The sequence below is a fragment of the Komagataeibacter saccharivorans genome (assembly GCF_003207825.1).
Classification (GTDB): domain Bacteria; phylum Pseudomonadota; class Alphaproteobacteria; order Acetobacterales; family Acetobacteraceae; genus Komagataeibacter; species Komagataeibacter saccharivorans.
Map to the genome: position 1 here is coordinate 174,641 of NZ_NKTY01000001.1, position 22,285 is coordinate 196,925.

The following is a 22,285-nucleotide window of genomic DNA, read 5'->3' on the forward strand; positions in this document are numbered from 1 at the left end:
ATACATGCAGGCCAGCCGGGACAAGGCGGCGGGCATCCAGGAGACAACGACGCATGAAGTTCCGTAATGGCTTGCTGATCGGTTGCGCCTTTCTTGCAGGGATCGCAGCAGCCCCGCAGATCGCCCACTATTCAGCCAGCAGGTGGGGCAACCTTGCCCCCATGGCCCATGCGGCTGACATTGTCTCCAAGGATGACAACTCTCCGCGTGAAATCGAACAGCTCATGTTCCTGTTCGGTTACGTTCTGGAAAAGGTGAAGGCCAATTATGTCGAACCCGTTTCCACCCGCGACCTGATCACCAACGCGCTGAACGGCATGCTGAGCGGACTGGACCCGCACAGCTCCTACATGACGGAAAAGCAGTTCTCCGACCTGCAGGTCCAGACCAAGGGCACGTTTGGCGGGCTGGGACTGGAAGTTCAGGGTGAGGACGGGCATGTCCGCGTGGTCTCCCCCATTGACGATACCCCCGCCGCGCGCGCGGGCATCAAGCCTGGCGATTTCATTGTCGCCATCGACGGCAAGAATATCGACGGCCAGCCGCTGGATCAGGTGGTCACCCGCATGCGCGGCAAGCCCGATACCCGCATCACGCTGACGCTGATCCGCGAAAAGGCGCCCAAGCCCCTTATCCTGACCCTGACGCGCGCGGTCATTCCGCTGCTGGTCATCAAATCCTCGCTGTATGACACGATCGGCTATATCCGAATCGCGCAGTTCAATGAGGAAACGCAGTCCGGCCTGCTCGCGGCCTACAAGAAGCTGCAGGCCCAGACCCATAACAAGATGGCAGGGCTTATCATCGACCTGCGTTCCGATCCGGGCGGGCTGCTGACGCAGGCCATTGATGTGGGTTCGGACTTCATCCGCAATGGCGAGATCGTGTCCACCCGCGCCCGCCACCCGCAGGACAGCCAGCGCTGGGATGCGCATAATACCGACATTACCAACGGCCTGCCGATCGTGGTGCTGATCAATGGCGGCTCCGCCTCCGCCAGCGAGATCGTGGCCGGTGCGCTTCAGGATCACCAGCGCGCCGTGCTGCTGGGTGAAAAGACCTTTGGCAAGGGATCGGTGCAGACCATCCTGCCCATTCCGGGCGAAGGGGCGATCCGCCTGACCACGGCGCGCTACTACACGCCGTCCGGCCGTTCGATTCAGGGTCTGGGGATCATACCCGACATTACCGTGCGTGAAGCACATGATGATGCGGGCTACAGCATCCATGAAGCGGATCTGGCGCATATCATCAAGAACCGCGGCGGCAATACGGCGCAGCCCCCTTCGCGCACCGACCTGCCCGCCATCGCCAGGTCCATCCCCGCCCAGCCCCCGGCGAACTGGCCGGAATTCGACCCGCTGAAGCCCACGACGGACTTCCAGTTGCAGGAAGGGCTGAAGGTCGTACGGTCCATGGCGGGCCTGCCGGTTGCAGCAGATGCGCCGGTGCATGACGACAAATCCCACAATAATGACAAATCCCAGCCGACACCGCCTGCCACCACATCGGCACCGGCAGGCGGGGAACCGAAGGCCCCCGTGCCGACGACGACACCCTCACCCACATCCACCCCGGCGGAAAAGCAGGCACCTGCCACGGCTCCATCGACACCGGCAGCGCCTGCGGCACCCGCTGCGCCTGCCACACCTGCCCATCCCTGATCGTGCCGGAAGCCTGACCCCATGACCGATCCCGCCACCCTGCCCTACCGCCCGAATGTGGGTGCGCTTGTATTCAACCGACAGGGCATGGTGCTGGTCGCGCGCCGGACGGACATGCCCGGCGCGGGTGGCCCGCCCGATGAAGGCGTATGGCAGTGCCCGCAGGGCGGCATTGATGAAGGCGAAGCGCCCGAAGCCGCCGTACTACGTGAAGTGCGCGAAGAAATCGGGACCAGCGCCGTGCAGGTCGTCGGCACCTATCCCGAATGGCTCAGTTACGACCTGCCCGCGCACCTGATCGGTCGGGCGCTGGGCGGCCGTTACCGTGGACAGACCCAGCGCTGGTTCGCCCTGCGCTTTACCGGACAGGATGCGGATATCAGGCTGGATACGCACCTGCCTGCGGAATTCGACCTGTGGAAATGGGTCAGGCTGGAGCAGCTTCCCCATCTCAATGTCGGCATCAAAAAAGAAATCTATACCAAACTGGCGGATTATTTCGCCTGCTACGCCGTCGCGGCCTGAGGCATAAGACCACCGCGCACGAGCGCGGTCATGACCTTGCCGCGCAGTAGCGGGGCAAGCGGCAGGGTCATCATATCATCGACCGTAACCCAGCGCAGTTCCGCAATCTCGGCTGCGGCTACGGGCGCGCCGTCCAGAAGGGCAAGCCATATGCGTGCCTGGACGATATGACCGGGTTCATTGGCCGCCGCATCAGAAAAATCACCTGTCAGTTCCCTGCCCGGTGTCAGGCCACATCCCAGTTCTTCGCGTATTTCACGCTGTAACGCCTGTTGCGGGCTTTCACCCGCATCGGGCTTGCCGCCGGGCAGCATGAAGGCGGTCGTGCCCTGCTTGCGCACGACCAGCAACCGTTCGCGCACGATGACCGCCGCACATACAACCCGGATAACCCCCGCCATACACCTAAGCCCTTATTACTTGTCGCCCCCCTTGAGTGGCGCCATGAGGAAACAGAACGGCACGACCAGCATTGCGCCGATGCCCAGAATCATGAACACCTCATTATAGGCCAGAATGGCGACCTGTCTCTGGAACTCCTTATACAACCGCCCCATCGCCACATTATTGATGGCGCTCTGCGCATAACCACGGGCAAGGGCCACTGCCCGGCTCTGTGCCAGGTATTCATTGAATGGCTGGTGGTAGGGCGTCATCCAGTGGACCATCTGGTTCTGGTGGGCCTGCCGCAGTTCCGTCACCAATGCGGTGGCCCCGGAAATGCTCAGCGACCCCAGAACGTTACGTGACATGCTGAACAGGGCCGATCCATCGGCGTTCAGTTCGCGTGGCAGGGTGGCATAGGTGATGGTCGAAATCGGCACGAACAGGAAGGCCAGCGTGGCCGTCTGGCTCATGCGGAACATGACCAGATGCCGGAAATCCAGTGATGGCACCAGTTGCGCCGACCACAGCATTGATGCGCCCATAAGGAAGAAGCCACAGGCGATGATGTAGCGAAGCTGGACGTGCTTCATCGCAATACCGACCATCGGGATCAGGATGATGACCGCCACACCGCCCGGTGAAAGGATCAGCCCCGACAGGGTGGCCGTATACCCCATGATCTGCTGGGAAAACTGCGGCACGATAATGGCCGAGGAATAGAGCAGCGCCCCAACCGCCCCCATGAGACCGGTCCCCACGGCGAAATTCCTGTCCTTGAACACCCGCAGGTCCACAGCCGGATGCTTGACCCGCAGCAGCCACATGATCGCACCGCCGATACCCAGCACGGCGAGGATGCTCATGATCACGATGATGCGCGAACCGAACCAGTCCTCATCCTCACCCCGGTCAACCGCCACTTCCAGACAGCCGAAGCCGATGGTGATCAGGCCGATCCCCACGAAATCGAGCGGCGCGCTCTGCTTGCGGGCCCATGGCGGGTCATCAATCATGATCGAAACCGCAATGGTGGCAAGGATGCCCACCGGTACGTTGATGAAAAACACCCACCGCCACGAATAGTTATCGGTGATCCACCCGCCAAGGGACGGGCCGAGGACCGGGGCCACCACTGTGGCAATGGCGGTCAGCCCGAAGGCCGCCGCACGCTTGTTGGGCGGGAAGGTGTCCAGAATGATGGACTGCTGGTTGGGTTGCAGTCCGCCGCCGAAAAAGCCCTGCATCAGACGGAACAGGATCAGTTCGGGCAGGCTGGTCGCGATGCCGCACAGAAAGGACGACAGCGAGAACATGGCGATACAGATAAGGAAATAGCGCTTGCGCCCGAGCAGCTTGCCCAGCCAGCCCGAGATGGTCAGCACGATCCCGTTCGCCACCAGATAGGAGGTCAGCGTCCACGTCGCATCATCATAGGTTGATGACAGGCTGCCCGCGATATGCGGCAGGGCCACGTTGACGATGGTGGTGTCGAGAATCTCCATGAAGGCGGCGACGGTCACCACCACGGCGATCAGCCATGGGTTGTGCTTCGGCTTCCAGCCCCCGCCATCCGCCGCGCCAGCGGGGCCTGCCGCCTGCGCGCTCATTCCGTGTGGACCGTCGGCTCGACCGACAGGCCAAGCGACAGCGGCACGTCCTGGCGCAGTCCTTCATCAATCAGGATCTTGACCGGCACGCGCTGGACAATCTTCACGTAGTTGCCCGTCGCATTCTCCGGCGGGAAGGCGCTGAAGGTGGCACCCGTGCCGAGCTGGAGCGAATCCACATGTCCGCGCAGCTTCAGAAAGGGATAGGCGTCAACGGCAATATCCACCTTCTGGCCCGGACGCATGCGGGTAAGCTGCGTTTCCTTGTAGTTGGCCACGACCCACACCTCCGGCTCGACCACGGACATGACCGTCTGGCCCGCGTTGACATAGGTGCCGCGTTCGATATTGCGCTGCGAGATCCAGCCATCATGCGGCGCGCGGATGGTGGTCCATTCCACGTTCAGTTCCGCTTCGCGCAGTTTGGCCTCGGCCTGCGCCAGCTGGGCTTCCTGCTCCGTCACGCGGGCTTCGGTGCTGGAAATATTGGGAATGACAGGCAGCGCGGTTTCAAGGTTGCCCTGCGCCTCAAGCACCTGCGCCTTCGCCGCATTCAGGGCGGCGGTGGCGTAGTCGATATTCTGCTGCGATGTCGCCTCACGCGTGACACCATGCTGGCGGCGGTAATCGGTTTCCGCGCGGAACTGCTGCGCCTGCGCGGCGGCAAGCTGGCCCTGCGCCACCATCAGGTGGCCGGGGAAATTCTTTTTCGCCACTTCCGACAGCAGGCTGTAGTTGCGGACCTGCGCACGCGCGATATCCACCGCAGCCTGGGCCTGATCGCGCTGGGCGCGCCAGTTACGGTCATCGATACGGGCCAGCACGTCGCCCTGATGAACATACTGGTTATCATTCACCGCCAGTTCGGTCACATAGCCGGAAACATGCGGGGCCACCGCCACGGCGCGACCGGCAGTAAAGGCGTCGTCCGTTTCCACCTCATGACGGTGCAGGAACCAGTAGAGACCACCCAGAAGCAGCACCACCACCACAACGCCAATCAGGATCAGCTTGCGGCGCGATGATCCCTCTTTCGTCTGATTATCCCCGTCATCCTGTGCGACGACATGTCCGTCTTCAGCTGCCTTGCCTTCGTCCGCGGCCATCTGGTTCCCTCATCACTTTGATTGCAGCCCCTGATCCTGTCATTCCACGCATTGACCGAACGGGTCGGTCAATCCATGACACGAAGCTTGCCACACTTCAACCGCCATCACCGCTCCGGATGCATATTCCACCACGTCGGATCGATGTTTTCGCGGCTGCCTGCCCCCGGCTACGGATATTTCAGTCCGCCGGAATCCGGGTTGGGGAACAGTCCCTAAAGGGTGAAAGCCTGATTGCGCACCATGCGCGCATACAGTCCGTCATGCTGGATCAGGGCATCATGCGTGCCGCATTCCACCGCCCTGCCCGCCGCCATCACCACCACAAGGTCGGCAGACCGGACGGTGGACAGTCGATGCGCGACGACGATGGTTGTCCGCTCATGGCGCAGGTGGGCAAGGGCCTGCTGGACAATGGCCTCGCTCTCGCTGTCCAGCGCGCTGGTGGCTTCATCAAGCAGCAGCACGCGGGGATTGCGCAGCAGGGCGCGTGCAAGTGCCACACGCTGCCGCTGGCCGCCAGACAGGCGCTGCCCTCCCGGCCCGACCCGCGTATGGTAGCCCTGCGGCAGGGCCTGAATGAATTCATCTGCCGCCGCGGCACGCGCGGCGTCGCGCACCTGCGCATCCGTCGCCTGCGGGTTGCCCATGCGGATGTTGTCCACGACCGGCAGGTCAAACAGCAACGTATCCTGACTGACATAGGCAATTGCATCGCGCAGTTCAGGCAGGATCAGGTGCCGCAGATCAACGCCATCAAGCGTGATGCGACCGCCCGATACGTCATGCAGGCGCGGGATCAGGGACAGCGCCGTCGACTTGCCCGCGCCCGATGGTCCGACCAGCGCCACGGTCAGACCCGGCCGGGCGATGAAATCCAGCCCGTCCAGCCCCATGCGCCCATCAGGATACTGAAAGGAAACCTGCTCGAAACACAGTTCGCCATGGCCTGCAGGCAGCCCGACCGCATCGGGCGCCTGCGCCACCGCCACGGGTTCGTCAATCACGTCAAAGACCCGTTGCAGGCCGCCAAGCCCTTCCTGCAGGGCGATGTTGAGGGTACCCAGCGCACGCAGCGGACGGGCAGCCAGAAGCAGGGCCGCGACAAAACCGGAAAAATCGCCAAGCGTCGCGCCGCCCTGCGTCGCCCGCCAGCCCGCGAAGCCCAGAACGGCGGCCACGGCGATCCCGCCCAGTACCTCCAGCATCGGATCAACACGGGCGCGTCCCCGCGCAATGCGCAGCAGACGGTCATGCAGCACGTCCAGAACGTTATCCGCACGCGCCTGCTCGGCCTGTTCCAGACGATAGACGCGGATGGTACGCGACTGGTTGAAGCTTTCCGCCAGCATGGCGCTGGTCTCGCCTATCTGCTCATGCACCCCGCCGGATTCCCGTCGCAGCCGTTTGCCCAGCTTACGCACCGGCATGGCGGCGATCGGATACAGCACGGCGGCGATCAGGCTCAGTTCCCAGTCCATATACAGCATGGAGGCAATCAGCCCCACCACCGTAACACCGTCGCCCAGGGCGTTGGTGGCACGGATCATCGCCTCCCGAATCGAGACGGCATCGGTGGTGAACCGCGCGGCGATCTGGGCCGGGGCCTCGGTTTCGATACGGGAAATATCGGCATGGACCAGATGGTGGAACATCCGCCCCTGCAGGCCACGAATGACGATCAGCACCAGCGACTGCACCGCGATGGACTGCCCGTACTGGGAGATGGCCTTCGCCACCGTAATCACCACGACCAGAAGCGGCACCTGATAAAGTATGCGCGGATCATGGGCTGCGAACATGTCCAGCGCGCGCTGGATCACCAGCGGATAAAGCGCGCTGAATATGGCCATGAGCGCGGTCATGACCATAACCCCCAGTATGCGCAGCTTGTGACCGGCCAGTTCATCGCGCCACAGCCGCCGCATGAGGCGACGCGACGGCACCGTATCGGCCTGCGGGGCCTGTCGGTCTGGTCCGGGCGTTGGAATTACGTTCATTCGTCGGCCTATAACGGCAAGCCTGTGCAAAACAAAGTGCCGCGACATACGGTTACAAATTATGTCCGACCCGCCGCAGGACGTCATGCATATGCCGCAGGCAGGCGGCATGATCCGCAACGCACCCGTTATCCAGCCACCACTGGCGCATTTCCACCAGCGCCCGCCCCACCCCCACGCCGGGCGCGCAGCCTGCCGCCACAAGATCACGTCCGGTCAGGGGAAAGACCGGACGTGGCATTTTTTCCAGCCGGTGGCGCAGCGCATCCCACTGCATGTCGGGCTGCCCGATCCGGTCGGCCTGACACAGCCATGTGCGCCACAGCAGGTCACGCAGGGCATGGTCGGCCAGCAGGCGGGCAAGCGTGCCCGCATCCATGCCGGGCAGCGGCACGGCATCCCCGCGTGTCTGCGCCAGCGCCGTTCCATCGGCACGCGACAGTTTCAGCCGCCGGGCCACGGCGCGCACATCGCCTGCTACAAGGGACGCAAGACGCAGCACCGCATCCGCTGGCGCGCCACAGGCCAGCAGCCTGCCCACGCGCACCATGTCGCAGCCTTCTGGCAGGACATGGTCCAGCACACCGCTGGCCTGCATCTGTTCCAGCGTTTCCATGACATTGGGGCCGACAAGGATACGCCGCAGTTCCGACCAGACGCGCTCGACCGAAAGACGCTCGATCAGGGCAGCCAGATCGGTGATGGCCGCCATGGCCGCCGCATCCGGCCTGCCCCGGCCATAACGGGCCTGAAAGCGGAAAAAGCGCAGGATACGCAGGGCGTCCTCGGTAATGCGCTGGCGGGCGTCGCCTACAAACCGCACACATCCCGCCGCAAGGTCGGCCTGACCATTGAAAGCGTCATGCACCACGCCTGCCCGGTCGCATGACATGGCGTTGATGGTGAAATCGCGTCGTGCCGCATCCTCGCGCCAGTCATGGGTCCATGCGACGGTGGCGTGGCGACCGTCGGTTTCCTCATCGCGGCGCAGGGTCGTGATCTCGAACGGACGGCCATCCAGAACCGCCGTCACCGTTCCGTGGGCAAGGCCCGTCGGCACCACCTTGATCCCGGCATGGCCAAGGCGTTCCATCACCTCCTCCGGCGTGTGGGGGGAAGCCAGATCCATGTCCGTCACCGTCCGCCCGCACAGAAGATCGCGCACAGCCCCACCCACCAGCCGCGCATCGGGCACGATGGCCCATAGCGTATCCAGTTGCCGCGCCACATCGGGCATATCGCGACGCAGGCGGACAAGCGGGCTATCTACCGTCATGAACAGCCTTCAGCCGGCATGGCCGACAGGGGGAAGAAGACATTCTGGCTCCACACTCCCAGACAGGGCACGCCCCGGTGATGTCCTGCCACCGCCAGCGCCGCCAGTTCGTAATAGACGGGACGGGCGATGCGGGCTTCGACAGGTAAAGCCCCGTCCCCGTCACGCACATGGATGTAGGGTACCGGCCCGGTGCCGCAGCTTTCGCACGGCACGTCCCAGTCGCAGCGAATCGGATGCGACGGCCCGGCACAGATCACCTGATCGACATTGGTGCGAAACGACAGCACCTGCCCGCGCCCGCAGCCATGCCATTCCAGTTCGGTTGCGACGAAGGGTGCGTCCTCCACCTCTATCGTGCCCTGTTCTACCGGTGTCTGTAACCGGTAGCCGCCCTGCGCATCGCGGCGCAGGGTGGATGCGAACAGGCACACCATCGGTTTGCGGCGGATCGGGCTGCCCCGGTACAGCCATGTCCCGTCCCGCTGGATCAGAAAAGGCAGCGCGCCACATGTGGTCGCCGACTGCAGGTTTGGATGCGGCTGGATCTCTCCAGCCTCGAAATCGTCCATCAATTGCGTTAACCCGACACTATGGAAGCTGCTTGACTTGATATAGGGATCAACACCGGCTTGATGAAACCCCCGGACCTGTCAGACTGTTGGAATGATGACCATGGATGATAATTCGCCCCTCCATGCAGCGCCGCAGGCGGGCATGACATTTTCCACTGCCCTGACCGGCGAACAGATCGCCGCGCAGGCCGAAGCCATGGCCGGCCGCCTCAAGCAGGCGCGTACGGAACTGGGCCGTGTCATCCTTGGTCAGGACCGGGTGATCGAGCTTGTGCTGACCAGCATCCTTGCGGGTGGCCATGCGCTGCTGGTCGGTGCGCCGGGACTGGGCAAGACGCTGCTGGTCACGACGCTGGGCCGTGTGATGGGCATGGATGCGCGACGCGTGCAGTTCACGCCCGACCTCATGCCGTCAGATATTCTGGGCAGCGAAATCCTTGATGAGGATGAAAGCGGCCGCCGCAGCTTCCGTTTCGTGGCGGGGCCGGTGTTCTGCCAGTTGCTCATGGCCGATGAAATCAACCGCGCCAGCCCCCGCACCCAGTCCGCCCTGCTGCAGGCGATGCAGGAGCGCGAGGTCGCGATCGCCGGGACCAACCACCTGCTGCCGCGCCCCTTCCATGTGCTGGCGACCCAGAACCCGATCGAGCAGGAAGGCACCTACCCCCTGCCCGAAGCCCAGCTTGACCGTTTCATGATGCAGGTCACGCTCGATTTCCCGGACATTCAGGCCGAACGCGCCATGCTGCTGGCCACCACGGGCACCACCACCGCCACCGCCAGTCCGGTGCTGGGTGCAGCCGACGTGCTGCACGCGCAGGGGCTGGTCCGCGCCCTGCCGGTGGGCGAACAGGTCGTGGATGCGATCGTGCGCCTTGTCCGCTCCGCCCGCCCCGAAACCACCGATGATCCCGTGATACGCGAAGCCGTGGCATGGGGTCCCGGCCCCCGCGCCGCACAGGCCCTGATGCTGGCCACCCGTGCGCGCGCCCTGCTGGACGGGCGGCTTTCCCCCACCATTGCGGATGTGGCGGCGCTGGCGCATCCCATCCTTGTCCACCGCATGGCCCTGTCCTTTACCGCGCGGGCGGAAAATACCAGCCTGTCGGGACTGGTCGATACGCTGGTCGGGCGGATCGGCTGACCTTGCCTGCTCCCCTGTCCTTCCTCTCACGCCTGTCACGTCGCGCCCGGCAGGCTACCGGACGGCCCGCGCCAGCGCCGGATGCGACGGGCGGGACGTTCCTGCCCCGCAATGCGGTTTCCGCCACGGCGCTGGCCGATTCACTGGCCAGCAGGCTGCCCGCGCTGATCGTGACCGCCCGCCGCATTGCGGAAAATACCGGTCAGGGTGCCCATCCGCGCCGCAAGGCCGGACAGGGGGACGAATTCTGGCAGTACCGGCCCGCGGCACCCGGTGAACCCAGCACCCATATCGACTGGCGGCAGTCCGCGCGGGGCGACAGGGCTTTCGTGCGTGAGCGTGAGGCCCAGACCCCGCACACCATCTGCCTGTGGTGCGATAACAGCGCCTCCATGCGGTGGCATTCGGATGACGCGCTGCCACTCAAGGCCGAAAGCGCCTTCGTTCTGGCGCTGGCCAGCGCCGCCATGCTGCTGCGACGGGGCGAACATATCCGGCTGCTCGATACGGGTGGCGGGCCGCCCCTGCGGCTGCAGGGACGGCATGCACTGGAACAGATGGCGCATGGCCTGATCGCATCCCTCCGCCGGGCGGCGGATGAGGCCACCCTGCCGCAGCCTGCCGCAATCCCCACGCGCAGCCGCGTGCTGCTGTTTGGCGACGGGCTGTATCCCCCAGCCCTGTTCACGACATTCCTGCGCGCGCTGACCGCCCGGCAGGCAATTGGCACGCTGGTGGAAATCATCGACCCGGCGGAGACGACCCTGCCCTATGAAGGCCATGTCCGCTTTACCGGACTGGAGGAGGAATCGGCCCTGCTGCTGACCGGCGGCCCGGAACTGCGCCAGGGTTATGCAGCGGTATGGAAACGTCATCAGGAACGGCTGCGCGGCCTGTGTCAGGCGGCGGGCAGCCTGCCGGTGCCCTATATGACCGACCAGCCGCCTGAAAAGGCGCTGCTGGCGCTGCACGCGCTGCTGGGCATGGGGGGCAACAGGCCATGATCCTGCTTGCGCCGTGGATGTTGCTGGGCCTTGTCGCCCTGCCTGTAGTGTGGTGGCTGCTGCATGCGCTGCCACCCGCGCCCAGATCCCAGTCCTTTCCGCCCGTCCGGTTGCTGGCGCAGCTTGATTCATCGCCGCCGGATGCGACCTCCGCCCCGTTATGGCGGCTTCTGTTGCGCTGTCTTGCGGTGCTGCTGCTGGTTCTTGGGCTGGCTCAGCCCATCTTTCCGCGCGGACAGACCGGCATGGCAGATGCAGACTGCCTGATCGTGCTCGATAACGGCTGGGCTGCAGCCTCCACATGGCCGCAGCGTCTCCGCGCGCTGGATGGCATGCTCGATCATCTGGCCCGTACCAGGCATACCGTTCGCCTGCTGCTGACCGCGCGCAGCGATGCGCTTGATACGCCCGCCGTGCAACCCGCCCGGCAGGCCGCCGTGCTGCGCGGGATCATTGATCCCATGCTGCCGCGTTCATGGCCAGTGGACCGCGTGGCCGCGACACACGCACTGGAACAGCTTGCGCAGCAGAACTGGCATGGTCCCGTCCTGTATATCGCCGATGGACTGGCGACTTCCGCCGATGCCGGTTTCGCCGCCGCACTTTCGCGGATCGGTCCGGTGCATGAAATGCAGCTACCGAATTCGGACATCACGCTGCTGGCGCCATCCGGCGGGGACAGCAGCCTTGCCACCCGCATCCGCGCCGTGCCGCGTGCCTTCCCGCGCAACTGGCAGCTTCGCCTTGAAACCCCGACCGGCGGCACGCTCGGGCTGCTGCCCGTCAGCATGCCAGCGGGCGCGGACCATGTGGATGTAAAGCCCGACCTGCCCGCCGAAATGCGCGGCAAGATCGATCATCTTTCGCTGGACGGCGTGGCGGGGCCTGCGGGCATCCGCCTGCTGGATGAGCGCGAACGCCAGCGCCCGGTGGGGCTGATCGCCAGTTCCGCTTCGGATACGCCGCTCATGGGCAGCCTGTTCTACCTTCGCCGCGCATTGCAGCCGAGTGCCGAACTGCGTGAAGGCGATCTGGATACCCTGCTTTCACGCCCGCTATCGGTCATCATCGCGCCCGATGGCACGCTGGGCAATCCCGACAGCCGCAGAAAAGTTGAAGCATGGGTGCGCGCGGGTGGCACGCTGATCCGCTTTGCCGGACCGCTGCTGATTCAGGGAACGGATACGCCCGACCACGCCCCTTCAGGCCCGGATGCGCTGCTGCCGGTGCCGCTTATGGGCGGCGAACGCGTGCTGGGCGGCACCATGTCATGGAGCAGACCGGAAGCCCTTGCGCCCTTCCCGGCGTCGTCCCCGTTTCATGACCTTGATATTCCCGCCGATGTCACCGTCTCGCGTCAGGTTCTGGCACAGCCTTCCACCGATCTGGACAACCATAGCTGGGCGCGACTGACGGATGGCACGCCGCTCGTTACCCATACCGCGCTGGGGGCGGGACAGGTCGTGCTGTTCCACGTCACCAGCACGGCGGAATGGTCGAACCTGCCACTGTCGGGCCTGTTCGTTGGTATGCTGCAACACCTGATCGACCAGGCATCAGGTATCGAAACCCCGGCGGGGGCAACGCTGCTTGCCCCCTATATGGTGCTGGATGGTGATGGTGCGCTGGTTTCCCCGCCCGCGGGCGTACAGGCGATGCGGGCCGACGCGTTTGGCCGGACCGCACCCTCCCCCGAGCATCCGCCCGGACTTTACGGGCCACGCAACAGCCGCCGCGCGCTCAACCCCGGCGACATGGCCCCACCCATGGTGGCCGAGGGGCCCATCGGAACCGTATCCGATCTGCGCGGACAGGTGCCCGACATCGCCATCGGGCCGCTACTTATGGTGCTGGCGACCGTGCTGCTGCTGATTGACGGGGCCATCACGATACACCAGCGCGGGCGCAGGCTAGCACGGCGGTCCATGGCGGCAGTGCTGCTGGGGGGCTGCATGCTGCACGGACCGGCCCATGCGGCGGACATCCCGCCCGATGTGCCCGCCGCCGCGCTGGAAACCCGGCTGGCCTATATCACGACAGGCGACAGCGAGATCGATACCGTGTCCAGAGAGGGGCTTCAGGGCCTGTCCGACTACGTCAACGCCCGCACTTCCGCTGTGCTGGGCCACCCGGACGGTGTGGTGCCGGAACATGATGACCTGTCTTACTATCCGCTGATCTACTGGCCCGTCACGGCCAGTGCCAGCACCACGCCCGCGCGCACGGCAGCACTGAATACCTACATGCGCCATGGCGGCATCCTGATGATCGATACGCAGGGTCAGGACCCGGCCACGGCACCGGACAACGCCAGCGGCTTTACCGGTTCGGCCCCCGGCACGGCGGCAGCACTGCGCCGGATGACGGCGGGTCTGGACGTGCCGCCGCTCATGCGCCTCGACAGTCATCATGTGCTGGCCCACACCTTCTACCTGCTGCACGACTTCCCCGGGCGCTACGATGGCATGCCCGTATGGGTGGCGCAGGAAGGCGACAGCACCAATGATGGCGTCAGTCCCGTCATTATCGGTAGCAATGACTGGGCGCATGCCTGGGCCGTGGATGAAGGTGGCAACAACCCCTACGCCCCGGTGCCAGATGGGGCCAGCCAGCGGGTCATGGCCTACCGGTTCGGGGTCAATGCCGTCATTTACGCGCTGACGGGTAACTACAAGGCCGATCAGGTGCATGTGCCCGCGCTGCTGAAACGGCTGGGGGAATGATGGGAATGCCCGATCTGTCCCGCCATATGATGACTTTCAGCCCGCTGGTGGCGCCGTGGTGTCTTGATCTGCTGCTGGTGGGGGTCATGCTGCTGGCCGCTGCCGGCATGATACGCCGCGTGCGCGGCAGTATATGGCGGTTGCTGGCGGCCATTGCCGTCATCACGTGGCTGTATAATCCCCAGCGCATCACGGAAACATGGCATCCGCTGCCGGAAACCGCACTGATCGTCGTGGACCAGTCGGCATCCATGTCCGAACGCGGGCGTGGCGACATGGCCCGCAACGCGGCCGAGCGCGTGCAGGCCGAAATGAACCGCGTGCCGGGACTGGTGCCCCGTATCGTAACCCTGCGGGAAGCACAGCATGGCGGCACGCGCCTGTTCGGGGCATTGCAGCAGGCGGCGGCGGACATCCCGCCCTCCCGCCTTGCGGGTGCCGTGCTGATTACGGATGGCGAGGATCATGATGTCCCTGCCAGCCTGCCCGACACGCTCAACCCCGATGACGGGCATGGCCACCGCACGGTCCTGCCGCTGCATGTGCTGCTGACCGCGAAGGGCGAGGAAACCGACCGTCACCTGCGCGTGCTGCAGGCCCCGCCTTTCGCCATTGTAGGCAAGGACGTGACCATCCGCGTCGAGATTGACGATCAGGGCGCCAGTCCCACCCCCGGCGCGACCACGCAGCTTACGCTGACGCAGGGCGACGGCACGACATTCTCCCGCCCCGTACGGATCGGCCAGCCGCAGGACATCACCCTGCCCGTTACCCATCCGGGTGAAATGCTGGTGGGCCTGTCCGCCCCCGAACTGCCCGGCGAGGTCTCGACACGCAACAACCATGATGTCATCCGCATCAATGGCGTGCGCGACCGGCTGCGCGTCCTGCTGGTATCGGGCACCCCGAATCAGGGGGAACGGGTATGGCGGCGACTGCTGAAGGCCGACCCTTCGGTCGATCTGGTGCATTTCACCATCCTGCGGCCGCCTGACCGCGATGACGGGACGCCGCTGTCCGATCTGGCGCTGATCGCCTTCCCGGTGGAAGAACTGTTCCAGCAGAAGATCGACCAGTTTGACCTCATCATTCTTGACGGGTTTGAAAACCGGGGCATCCTGCCCGAAGCCTATCTGCGCAATATCGTCCGGCACATCCGCGCCGGTGGCGGGCTGCTGCTGATTGGCGGGCCGGAATTCCTGACCCCCGGTTCGCTACAGAACACTCCCCTGTCCGATATCCTGCCCGCCCATGTCGCACCCGACGAGGGCATGACCGTACGCCGTTTCCGGCCCGACCTGACCGAAACCGGCATGCGCCATCCCGTAACATCCGGCCTGCCCGGCGCCCCCGAACATGCCGAGACGCAGCCGGGATGGGGACCATGGTACCGCAGCCTGCGCACGGATTCTGCCAGTGGCGAAGTCCTTATGACCGGGCCGGACCGGCAGCCCCTGCTGGTGCTGGATCATGCGGGCAAGGGACGTGTCGCGTTCCTGCTGTCCGATCAGGCATGGCTGTGGTCGCATGGCGAAGGGGGTGGCGGCCCACAGTCGGAACTGCTGCGCCGGATTTCCCACTGGCTGATGAAGGAACCGGAGCTGGAGGAAAACCAGCTTGAAGCTGGCATATCCGCAGGCCAGATGACCATTACCCGGCGTTCGATCACCTCCGGCCCGCCGCCGGTCGTCCATGTCACGGCCCCCGATGGCAGGACACAGTCCATCACACTGGAACCTGCGGGCACCACGGGTCTGGCGCGTGCCCGCCTGCCCGCGCAGCAGGACGGGATCTGGACCGTTCGTGATGATGCGGGCCATGAGGCCTTCGCCGCGCCACGCGCGGAAGATCCGGTCGAGTTCGCCGACCTGCGGGCCACGGCCTCCATCCTTGCCCCCATGGCGGCGGCAACGGGCGGGGGTGTACACTGGCTGGGCGATAATGCGGATCAGCCGTCGCTGCCACAGATGGTAATGGTCGGCGGGAAAGTTACATCAAGCGCCGATCGCTTCGCCTTTCCCGCGCGCAATGCGCACAGCATATCGGGCCAGCAGGCCCGTACCATCCTGCCCGCATGGGCCGTGGGGCTGTTCGTTATCGCCATGCTGCTTATGGCATGGTGGCGGGAAAGCCGTTCATGACGGAAAGATGATTACATATCGCATCCGCCATCATTTTGCGCTAATGAGCAATTCTGTCTGGTTCCGTGCGGGAACACCGCGCGGCGGCCCAGACGTTCACTCTCGGGACAGGACATGATTTCCAGATCCGGTATATATCTTCTTGTCGCCGCCCTGTTTGCGGGCCTGCCCGTGCTGCACATGCCGCTTCACGCCGCTTACGCACAGGATGCCGACGACGCGGAAGCCGAGGCCGAAGCCGCTGACGCGGCCAAGAAATCCGAAGCCCGACGCGCCGCGAAAGCCGCCGCCCCGCCCGCGGCGCTGCCCGGTGCTGAATCGCGTGAGGAAGAACACGGCCACGCCAATTCGGACATGAACCCGACGGATGCGCTGTTCGACGCCATCAACCGTGGCAGTCTGGGCGCCGCCAAGGAAGCCCTGAACCGGGGCGCGGACATGACCGGCCATAACGTGCTGGGACAGACGCCGCTGGATATGTCGATCGATCTGAACCGCAATGACATCACCTTCCTGCTGCTGTCCATGCGCACCTTCTCGGATTCCGACCCCCGTTTTACGGACAGCAATGATGCAGGGGGGGAAGACGATGGGCCGCCCCTGACCATGCCCCGCCATGCGCCCACCACGGTGGACCGCCGCTACGATGCATCAGGCGGGCATGCCCAGCCTTCCATCGGATTCTTGGGTTTTGGTGGCAGCTAGTACGTCTGCCCCTTCGTTCAGGGTATACCGTAACGGGCGCATGTGGCGCGCCACATGGCAGGGCACAGCGGTCTTGTGGGCATAAAGCCCGCCCCGCCAGGAAAAGGTTTGCCCGATACGGCGGCTCCCTGCCCCTTATCAGGCCGAAGGGTTATCCAAACTGGCCTCAATCGTGGTGATTTCGTGCATGATTTCGTCAGGCGTGCGCGTGGCGTTACGCCGGGTATGGGTCAGCAGGATGAATTCGACCGTCATCGGACGCGGTGACTGGCGCTGGCTGCTGACGCGGTAACGCTTGTAGCTACGGGTAAACACCTGAACATCACCCCGCTCACAATTGGCGCGGAGCATGTCGGTCAGGGGAATGAAGCCGTCTGTGCTGTAACTGGTGGCAATCCAGCGGGTATCGAGTGTGCGCAGAAGCTGTCGATACGCATCCAGCGCCTGCCCCCGGTAGTTGTAGGGACTGCGTCGTGCTGTCCGCCAGTCCTGCCTGATCCCTGCCTTGTTCCGTCCCGTGATCTTGGGGGCAAGTTCCGGCTTGTCCCATAAGGCTATGGTATTGAGCACATGGTAATTCGCGCCATAAGGGTGCTGGTTATAGGGCGGGTCCACATACGCGATCGCCGCATCCGCCACCTGCCCGCGCAGTTCTGCGGCCAGCGCCTGCGCATCCATGCGCAGCACGCGGTTATCGCGCCCGTTATCCATGAAACAGGCCGGGCGCAGGCACAGATCAGCGGCGATACGATACAGTGCGGTACCCGTCCGGCCACCCCAGCCATGGTGAAATCCCTTGAACAACCCGCTGGTATTACTGTTGTAACTGGCACTGTACAATAACGGAGCCAGCAGGCAGGCTTTCTGCCCGGCATCCAGCAGTCCCGCATGGTCCCATTGCGCGATCTGGTTACGGATCGCGTCAATGCGCATGCCGTTCTTGCGCATGTAGAACATCCTGTCGCGCGCCGTATCGTAATGCACGTCGTCATCAGGACATAAATGCCGCGTTACCCACCCTTCCGTTGCAGGCAGGGCATTAAGTTCGGCAATAACATCAGCATAATCGCGGCCACCATGAAAGCGGGGGGCTGACTGCATGCCGATATGGCAGAGATTCAGGTATTCGCTATAGGGTTCCCAGTCATTGGTCAGGACACGGAACCCAAGGCTTTTGGCCAGACGGGAGACAACACCCGTACCCGCAAACAGGTCCACAAAATCCGCCTGCTGCGGTATTTCCCCGGTTGCGGCGATGGCCTGCGCGATCAGACCCAGCAGTTTACGCTTGTTGCCTATATAGGGGATGATCTGGCTGAACAGGTAATCATCCGTCACAAGGGCAGAATGCCGCGCCGCGTTCCATTCGGCGGGCGACGCATCACGCGGCCCGGCGGCGCCGGGCGACACGGTCATGCCATGTTCCCCTGTAACATCGTGGCCACGGGTCGCCACCCCTGTTCAGGATGCGACGGCAGCCTGCTCCGCCCGGATTTCGCCCCGCAATTCGTCAAGCTGTACCAGTTCGCCTTCACGCTCGAAATACCAGAAGGTCCATCCATTGCATGACGGCGCATTCGTCAACGTCGCACCCATTTTATGGATCGAACCCCGGTTATGCCCGCTGACCAGCGTGCCATCGGGCGAGACCGTGGCCCGCACCCGCTTCTGCCGGTCCATAAGCACGGTACCCGCCGGCACCATACCGCGTTCAACCAGCAGGCCAAAGGGCACGCGCGGACTTTCACGCCGCGCAGGCGTGGTCAGAACACTGTCCAGCGGCACGGGTTTTTCACGCCGCGCACGACCGATTGCGGCTTCAGCATAGTCGGGATGCCGTTCGATCCCGATAAAGCGCCGCCGCAGCCTGCGCGCCATGGCCGTGGTGGTGCCCGTGCCGGTAAAGGGGTCAAGCACCACATCATCCACATTGGTCGAGGCGACCAGCACGCGATGCAGCAGGCTTTCGGGCTTCTGGGTCGGATGCAGCTTCAGCCCATGTTCATTGCGCAGCCGTTCCCCCCCCGTGCACAGCGGCAGGTACCAGTCCGAACGCATCTGCACATCATCATTCAGCGCCTTCATGGCCTGATAATTGAATCGGTAACGGCTGTCGGGACCACGCGCGGCCCAGATCAGCGTTTCATGCGCATTGGTAAAGCGCCGGCCACGGAAATTGGGCATGGGATTGGATTTACGCCAGATCACGTCATTGAGGATCCAGAATCCCAGATCCTGCAAAATCGCGCCGATGCGGAAAATGTTATGGTACGACCCGATCACCCATATCGTGCCATCCTTGCGCAGCACGCGCCGGGCTTCGGTCAGCCACGCGCGGGTGAAGGCATCATACGCCTGCAGGTCGGTAAACTTGTCCCAGTCGTCATCCACGCCATCGACCACGCTATCGTCGGGACGGCGCAGTTCGCCACGCAACTGAAGGTTATAGGGCGGATCAGCGAACACGCAGTCGATCGAACCGGCCGGAAGCGTCTGCATCATCTCGACACAGTCCCCCCGCAGCACCTGATCCAAGGGCAATTCCATCATAACCGCACCGCTCATGAATTGTTCAGCATGATGGCTGCTCCGCGCTAGGGTGTGAAAAAGGGGAAACGGATGCCTGCACGATGCGGCGCACCGTACCGAATGCCGCACGGTGATGCGGGCTGACGCCATCGGCCATCAGGGCCGCGCGATGGATGGCCGTGCCATAGCCCGCGTTGCAGTCCCAGCCATAGCTGGGCCAGCGTCGTGCAAGCCGTGTCATCAACCGGTCACGAACAACCTTGGCCACGACGGACGCGGCCGAGATGGACAGGCTGATCGCATCCCCGCCCACGACGCATTGCGCCGGACACCCGAAGGCGGGTGCGGCGTTTCCATCGACCAGCACCAGTTCGGGCTGGCGCGGCAGGCGCATGACGGCACGCTGCATGGCGATCCATGAAGCGCGCAGGATGTTATGCTGTTCGATTTCAGCGACAGAGGCGGCCCCCACTCCGATCAGGGCGTCGGGCGTGGCATGGAGGATATCGTATAGCTTCTGCCGCATGGCGGGCCGGAGCTTTTTTGAATCGTCAAGCCGCTCGGCCAGCACGTCGGGAACACCGGAGGAGAATATTACCGCCGCCGCGACAACGGGGCCGGCCAGCGGGCCGCGACCGACCTCGTCCACCCCGGCGACCAGCCCCCCATGCGCATCCTCAAGCGTGTAATCCGGCATCCATTCCTTCCCGCCCGAATGCGAATCGGACTGTAAGTGCCCGATTCGCATCCGATTTCCGTTCTGAAAGGATGGAAACCATTTTTATGTGGGGTTGCGCAAGATGCTGTGGACTCATCGAGTCCCTTAAAATGAAAAAAAACGACTCGGGGCGGTTTCAGCCCTTGCGACGGGGGAAGAAAAGAAAGCCCAGAACGGTACCGACAGCCGCCGCGATACCCAGCGAAAACAGCGGACGCTCCCGCACGAAGGTCACGGCGCGTTCCACGCGGCCTTCATTTTCTTCGTACAGGTCGGCAAATTCCTGCCGGGCCATGCCCGCGAGCTGATCGACCTTGCCTTCGGCCTGAAGCCCCATATCGCCCGTCAGGCCGCCTGCGGCATCCTTCAGCCGACCGACACCTTCTTCCACAACGCCCGAAGCCTTGGTTTCGACAGTATTCGGTTTGTCTTCCGACATAATTTACACTCCAATAAATGGCCCGGCCCAATAACAGCACAGGTGGGCAACATCGACGTATAACGCAGCAATGGCGCATACGGTTCCGTACCGGCTATCATGCATCATCATGCCCCCCTTGACGACCGCCTCCTCCACATTCCCCCCACCGCCCCCGAACATGGCGCCGCCGCTGTCCACTACCCGCAAGCGCCTCATGGCGCTGATCGTGGCCAGCCTCATGATGATGGAACAGCTTGACGGCACGGCCCTGATCACCGCGCTGCCCGCCATGGCGGGCGACTTCCACGTCGATATTCCCCAGACCAGCATCGCGCTGACGCTGTACATGCTTGGCCTTGCAGCCCTCATTCCCGCATCGGGCCATATGGCGGAACGCTTTGGCAGCCGGGCCACGCTACGCTGCGCCATCATGCTGTTCCTGTCCGGATCGCTGCTGTGCGCATGGGCGTCCAGCCTGCCGGTACTGGCGCTGGCGCGGCTGGTGCAGGGGGCGGGTGGTGCGATGATGGTGCCGGTGGGGCGGCTTGTGATCCTGCGCAGCGTGCCGAAATCGGAACTGCTGTCGGTCATGGCATGGGTCATGCTGCCCGCGACCATCGGCCCCATGTCCGGCCCCGTTCTGGGCGGTTTCCTGACCACTTACCTGTCATGGCGATGGATCTTCTACATCAACATTCCACTGGGGCTGGTGGCGATCGCCCTTACGGGACGGTTCATTCCCCATTTTCGCGCCAGTGCGCCACCGCCCTTTGACCTGCGGGGCAATATCCTGTCCAGCACCGCGCTGGCGGGGCTGATATTTGGCATGGAAATGCTGACCCGCCCGGGCTTTCCGCGCCCGCTGGCCGTTGGCCTGCTGCTGCTGGCACCCCTTGGCGGGGTGGCGTATGTGCGCCATGCGCGGGGCATGACACATCCGGTGCTTGACCTGACCCTGCTGCGGGTTTCCACTTTCCGCGTTTCGGTCATTGCGGGGGGACTGACGCGCATTGCGACGGCAGGGGTCATCTTCCTTATCCCTTCCCTGCTCCAGACACGTTTTGGCATCAGCGCGGCGCAAAGCGGGCTGATCACCTTCATCGCGCCGGTTGGCGCGCTGGCCATGCGCTTTGCCGCGCCGGGCATCTATCGGGGGCGCGGGTTCCGCACGGTCATGTGCGCGACCAGCCTTGTACTACCGTGCATCTGCCTGCTGCTTGCCCTGTTCCGGCCCGGTGCGCCACTGGTCTGGCTGCTGGTCCTGCTGGGCCTGAACGGCGTGGGGCAGACCCTTCTTTACACGGGTTACAACACCGTGGCCTATGCCGACATGGCGCCCGCACGGATGAGTGCCGCGACCAGCCTGTATGCCACCTGCCAGCAGGTGATGCTGACGCTGGGCATATGCGTCGCCGCGGGCTGCCTGGCCTTCGGTCAGGTGGCGCTGCCTGTGCGGTGGCAGGCAGCGGATTACAGCCTTACATTCGTGGTGTGTGGCGTGATTGCGATAATGGCGCTGCCCGTCCTGCTGCGGCTTTCAGCCAATGCGGGGGCTGCCGTAAGCGGTCATGACGGAACGGACGGAAAAAAGGACCGGCCTTGAAACATTAGGTGGTTTTTACATTCCGCCATGTCTTTATGATGTTACATTCAATAACTTCGTACACCTCACCCCCATGTTAACCTTCTGACAAAGTCGATCTGAAACCACAGTCCTCCACATGGCCCGGTTTGTTCAGACTGGACGCCCCCACGATAGC

The 22,285-nt window shown here is 64.0% G+C and carries 18 protein-coding genes; 8 read left to right on the top strand and 10 right to left on the bottom strand.

What is annotated here, in order from left to right; translation table 11 throughout:
• The first annotated feature begins 53 nt into the window (after positions 1 to 53).
• Both CFR79_RS00835 and CFR79_RS00840 read left to right on the top strand, forming a co-directional pair.
• A complete protein-coding gene (locus CFR79_RS00835) occupies positions 54 to 1,664 on the top strand; it encodes a S41 family peptidase (protein ID WP_110546518.1) in 1,611 nt (536 codons plus the stop codon).
• A gap of 21 nt (positions 1,665 to 1,685) precedes the next feature.
• Positions 1,686 to 2,189 (top strand): RNA pyrophosphohydrolase, encoded by a 504-nt coding sequence (locus CFR79_RS00840; protein WP_110546521.1) that lies wholly within the window; start codon positions 1,686 to 1,688, stop codon positions 2,187 to 2,189.
• Here CFR79_RS00840 and CFR79_RS00845 read toward each other — a convergent pair.
• The 6 genes from CFR79_RS00845 to CFR79_RS00870 all read right to left on the bottom strand — a co-directional run bounded on the left by CFR79_RS00845 (position 2,171) and on the right by CFR79_RS00870 (position 9,137).
• Positions 2,171 to 2,590 carry an NUDIX hydrolase gene (locus tag CFR79_RS00845; RefSeq protein ID WP_110546523.1) on the bottom strand — a complete coding sequence of 140 codons (420 nt, stop codon included), beginning with the start codon at positions 2,588 to 2,590 and terminating at the stop codon, positions 2,171 to 2,173. The two genes, CFR79_RS00840 and CFR79_RS00845, sit on opposite strands and share 19 nt — an antisense overlap.
• Before the next feature lie 15 nt (positions 2,591 to 2,605).
• Positions 2,606 to 4,183, bottom strand: coding sequence for a DHA2 family efflux MFS transporter permease subunit (locus tag CFR79_RS00850; protein ID WP_110546526.1), 1,578 nt, complete (start codon positions 4,181 to 4,183; stop codon positions 2,606 to 2,608).
• Positions 4,180 to 5,289 carry an HlyD family secretion protein gene (locus CFR79_RS00855; protein WP_102323201.1) on the bottom strand — a complete coding sequence of 370 codons (1,110 nt, stop codon included), beginning with the start codon at positions 5,287 to 5,289 and terminating at the stop codon, positions 4,180 to 4,182. Before CFR79_RS00855 ends, CFR79_RS00850 begins: the two co-directional genes overlap by 4 nt.
• Positions 5,290 to 5,504: 215 nt before the next feature.
• Complete coding sequence (locus tag CFR79_RS00860; RefSeq protein WP_110546528.1) at positions 5,505 to 7,289, bottom strand: ABC transporter ATP-binding protein; 1,785 nt, start codon at positions 7,287 to 7,289, stop codon at positions 5,505 to 5,507.
• A 52-nt stretch (positions 7,290 to 7,341) separates the two neighbouring features.
• On the bottom strand, positions 7,342 to 8,565 hold the full coding sequence (locus CFR79_RS00865) for a CCA tRNA nucleotidyltransferase (RefSeq protein ID WP_110546531.1): 1,224 nt from the start codon (positions 8,563 to 8,565) through the stop codon (positions 7,342 to 7,344).
• Positions 8,562 to 9,137: a DUF1285 domain-containing protein gene (locus CFR79_RS00870; protein ID WP_102323198.1), complete on the bottom strand. Its 576-nt coding sequence runs from the start codon at positions 9,135 to 9,137 to the stop codon at positions 8,562 to 8,564. The genes CFR79_RS00865 and CFR79_RS00870 overlap by 4 nt, the downstream gene beginning before the upstream one ends.
• Positions 9,138 to 9,231: 94 nt before the next feature.
• Here CFR79_RS00870 and CFR79_RS00875 point away from each other — a divergent pair, with 94 nt between their 5' ends.
• The 5 genes from CFR79_RS00875 (at position 9,232) to CFR79_RS00895 (ending at position 16,857) form a co-directional block, all read left to right on the top strand.
• Positions 9,232 to 10,284, top strand: coding sequence for an AAA family ATPase (locus CFR79_RS00875; protein WP_110546533.1), 1,053 nt, complete (start codon positions 9,232 to 9,234; stop codon positions 10,282 to 10,284).
• A 2-nt stretch (positions 10,285 to 10,286) separates the two neighbouring features.
• On the top strand, positions 10,287 to 11,288 hold the full coding sequence (locus tag CFR79_RS00880; protein WP_110546536.1) for a DUF58 domain-containing protein: 1,002 nt from the start codon (positions 10,287 to 10,289) through the stop codon (positions 11,286 to 11,288).
• Positions 11,285 to 14,011: a DUF4159 domain-containing protein gene (locus CFR79_RS00885; RefSeq protein ID WP_110546538.1), complete on the top strand. Its 2,727-nt coding sequence runs from the start codon at positions 11,285 to 11,287 to the stop codon at positions 14,009 to 14,011. The genes CFR79_RS00880 and CFR79_RS00885 overlap by 4 nt, the downstream gene beginning before the upstream one ends.
• On the top strand, positions 14,008 to 16,152 hold the full coding sequence (locus CFR79_RS00890) for a VWA domain-containing protein (RefSeq protein WP_110546541.1): 2,145 nt from the start codon (positions 14,008 to 14,010) through the stop codon (positions 16,150 to 16,152). The genes CFR79_RS00885 and CFR79_RS00890 overlap by 4 nt, the downstream gene beginning before the upstream one ends.
• Before the next feature lie 114 nt (positions 16,153 to 16,266).
• Complete coding sequence (locus CFR79_RS00895) at positions 16,267 to 16,857, top strand: hypothetical protein (RefSeq protein WP_102323193.1); 591 nt, start codon at positions 16,267 to 16,269, stop codon at positions 16,855 to 16,857.
• Positions 16,858 to 16,995: 138 nt separating this feature from the next.
• On the opposite strand, the gene CFR79_RS00900 is transcribed toward CFR79_RS00895, so the two are convergent.
• The 4 genes from CFR79_RS00900 to CFR79_RS00915 all read right to left on the bottom strand — a co-directional run bounded on the left by CFR79_RS00900 (position 16,996) and on the right by CFR79_RS00915 (position 20,543).
• Positions 16,996 to 18,273 (bottom strand): DNA adenine methylase, encoded by a 1,278-nt coding sequence (locus tag CFR79_RS00900; protein ID WP_110546544.1) that lies wholly within the window; start codon positions 18,271 to 18,273, stop codon positions 16,996 to 16,998.
• A 45-nt stretch (positions 18,274 to 18,318) separates the two neighbouring features.
• Entirely contained in the window at positions 18,319 to 19,422 is a 1,104-nt protein-coding gene (locus CFR79_RS00905) for a site-specific DNA-methyltransferase (RefSeq protein ID WP_110546546.1), read from the bottom strand.
• Between the two features lie 7 nt (positions 19,423 to 19,429).
• A complete protein-coding gene (locus CFR79_RS00910; RefSeq protein ID WP_165927291.1) occupies positions 19,430 to 20,083 on the bottom strand; it encodes a ribonuclease HII in 654 nt (217 codons plus the stop codon).
• Between the two features lie 157 nt (positions 20,084 to 20,240).
• Complete coding sequence (locus CFR79_RS00915; protein ID WP_102323190.1) at positions 20,241 to 20,543, bottom strand: CsbD family protein; 303 nt, start codon at positions 20,541 to 20,543, stop codon at positions 20,241 to 20,243.
• 109 nt (positions 20,544 to 20,652) lie between these two features.
• On the opposite strand from CFR79_RS00915, the gene CFR79_RS00925 reads away from it, so the two are divergent.
• Positions 20,653 to 22,128, top strand: a complete 1,476-nt coding sequence (locus CFR79_RS00925) for an MFS transporter (RefSeq protein WP_408884550.1) — start codon at positions 20,653 to 20,655, stop codon at positions 22,126 to 22,128.
• Positions 22,129 to 22,285 lie beyond the last annotated feature (157 nt).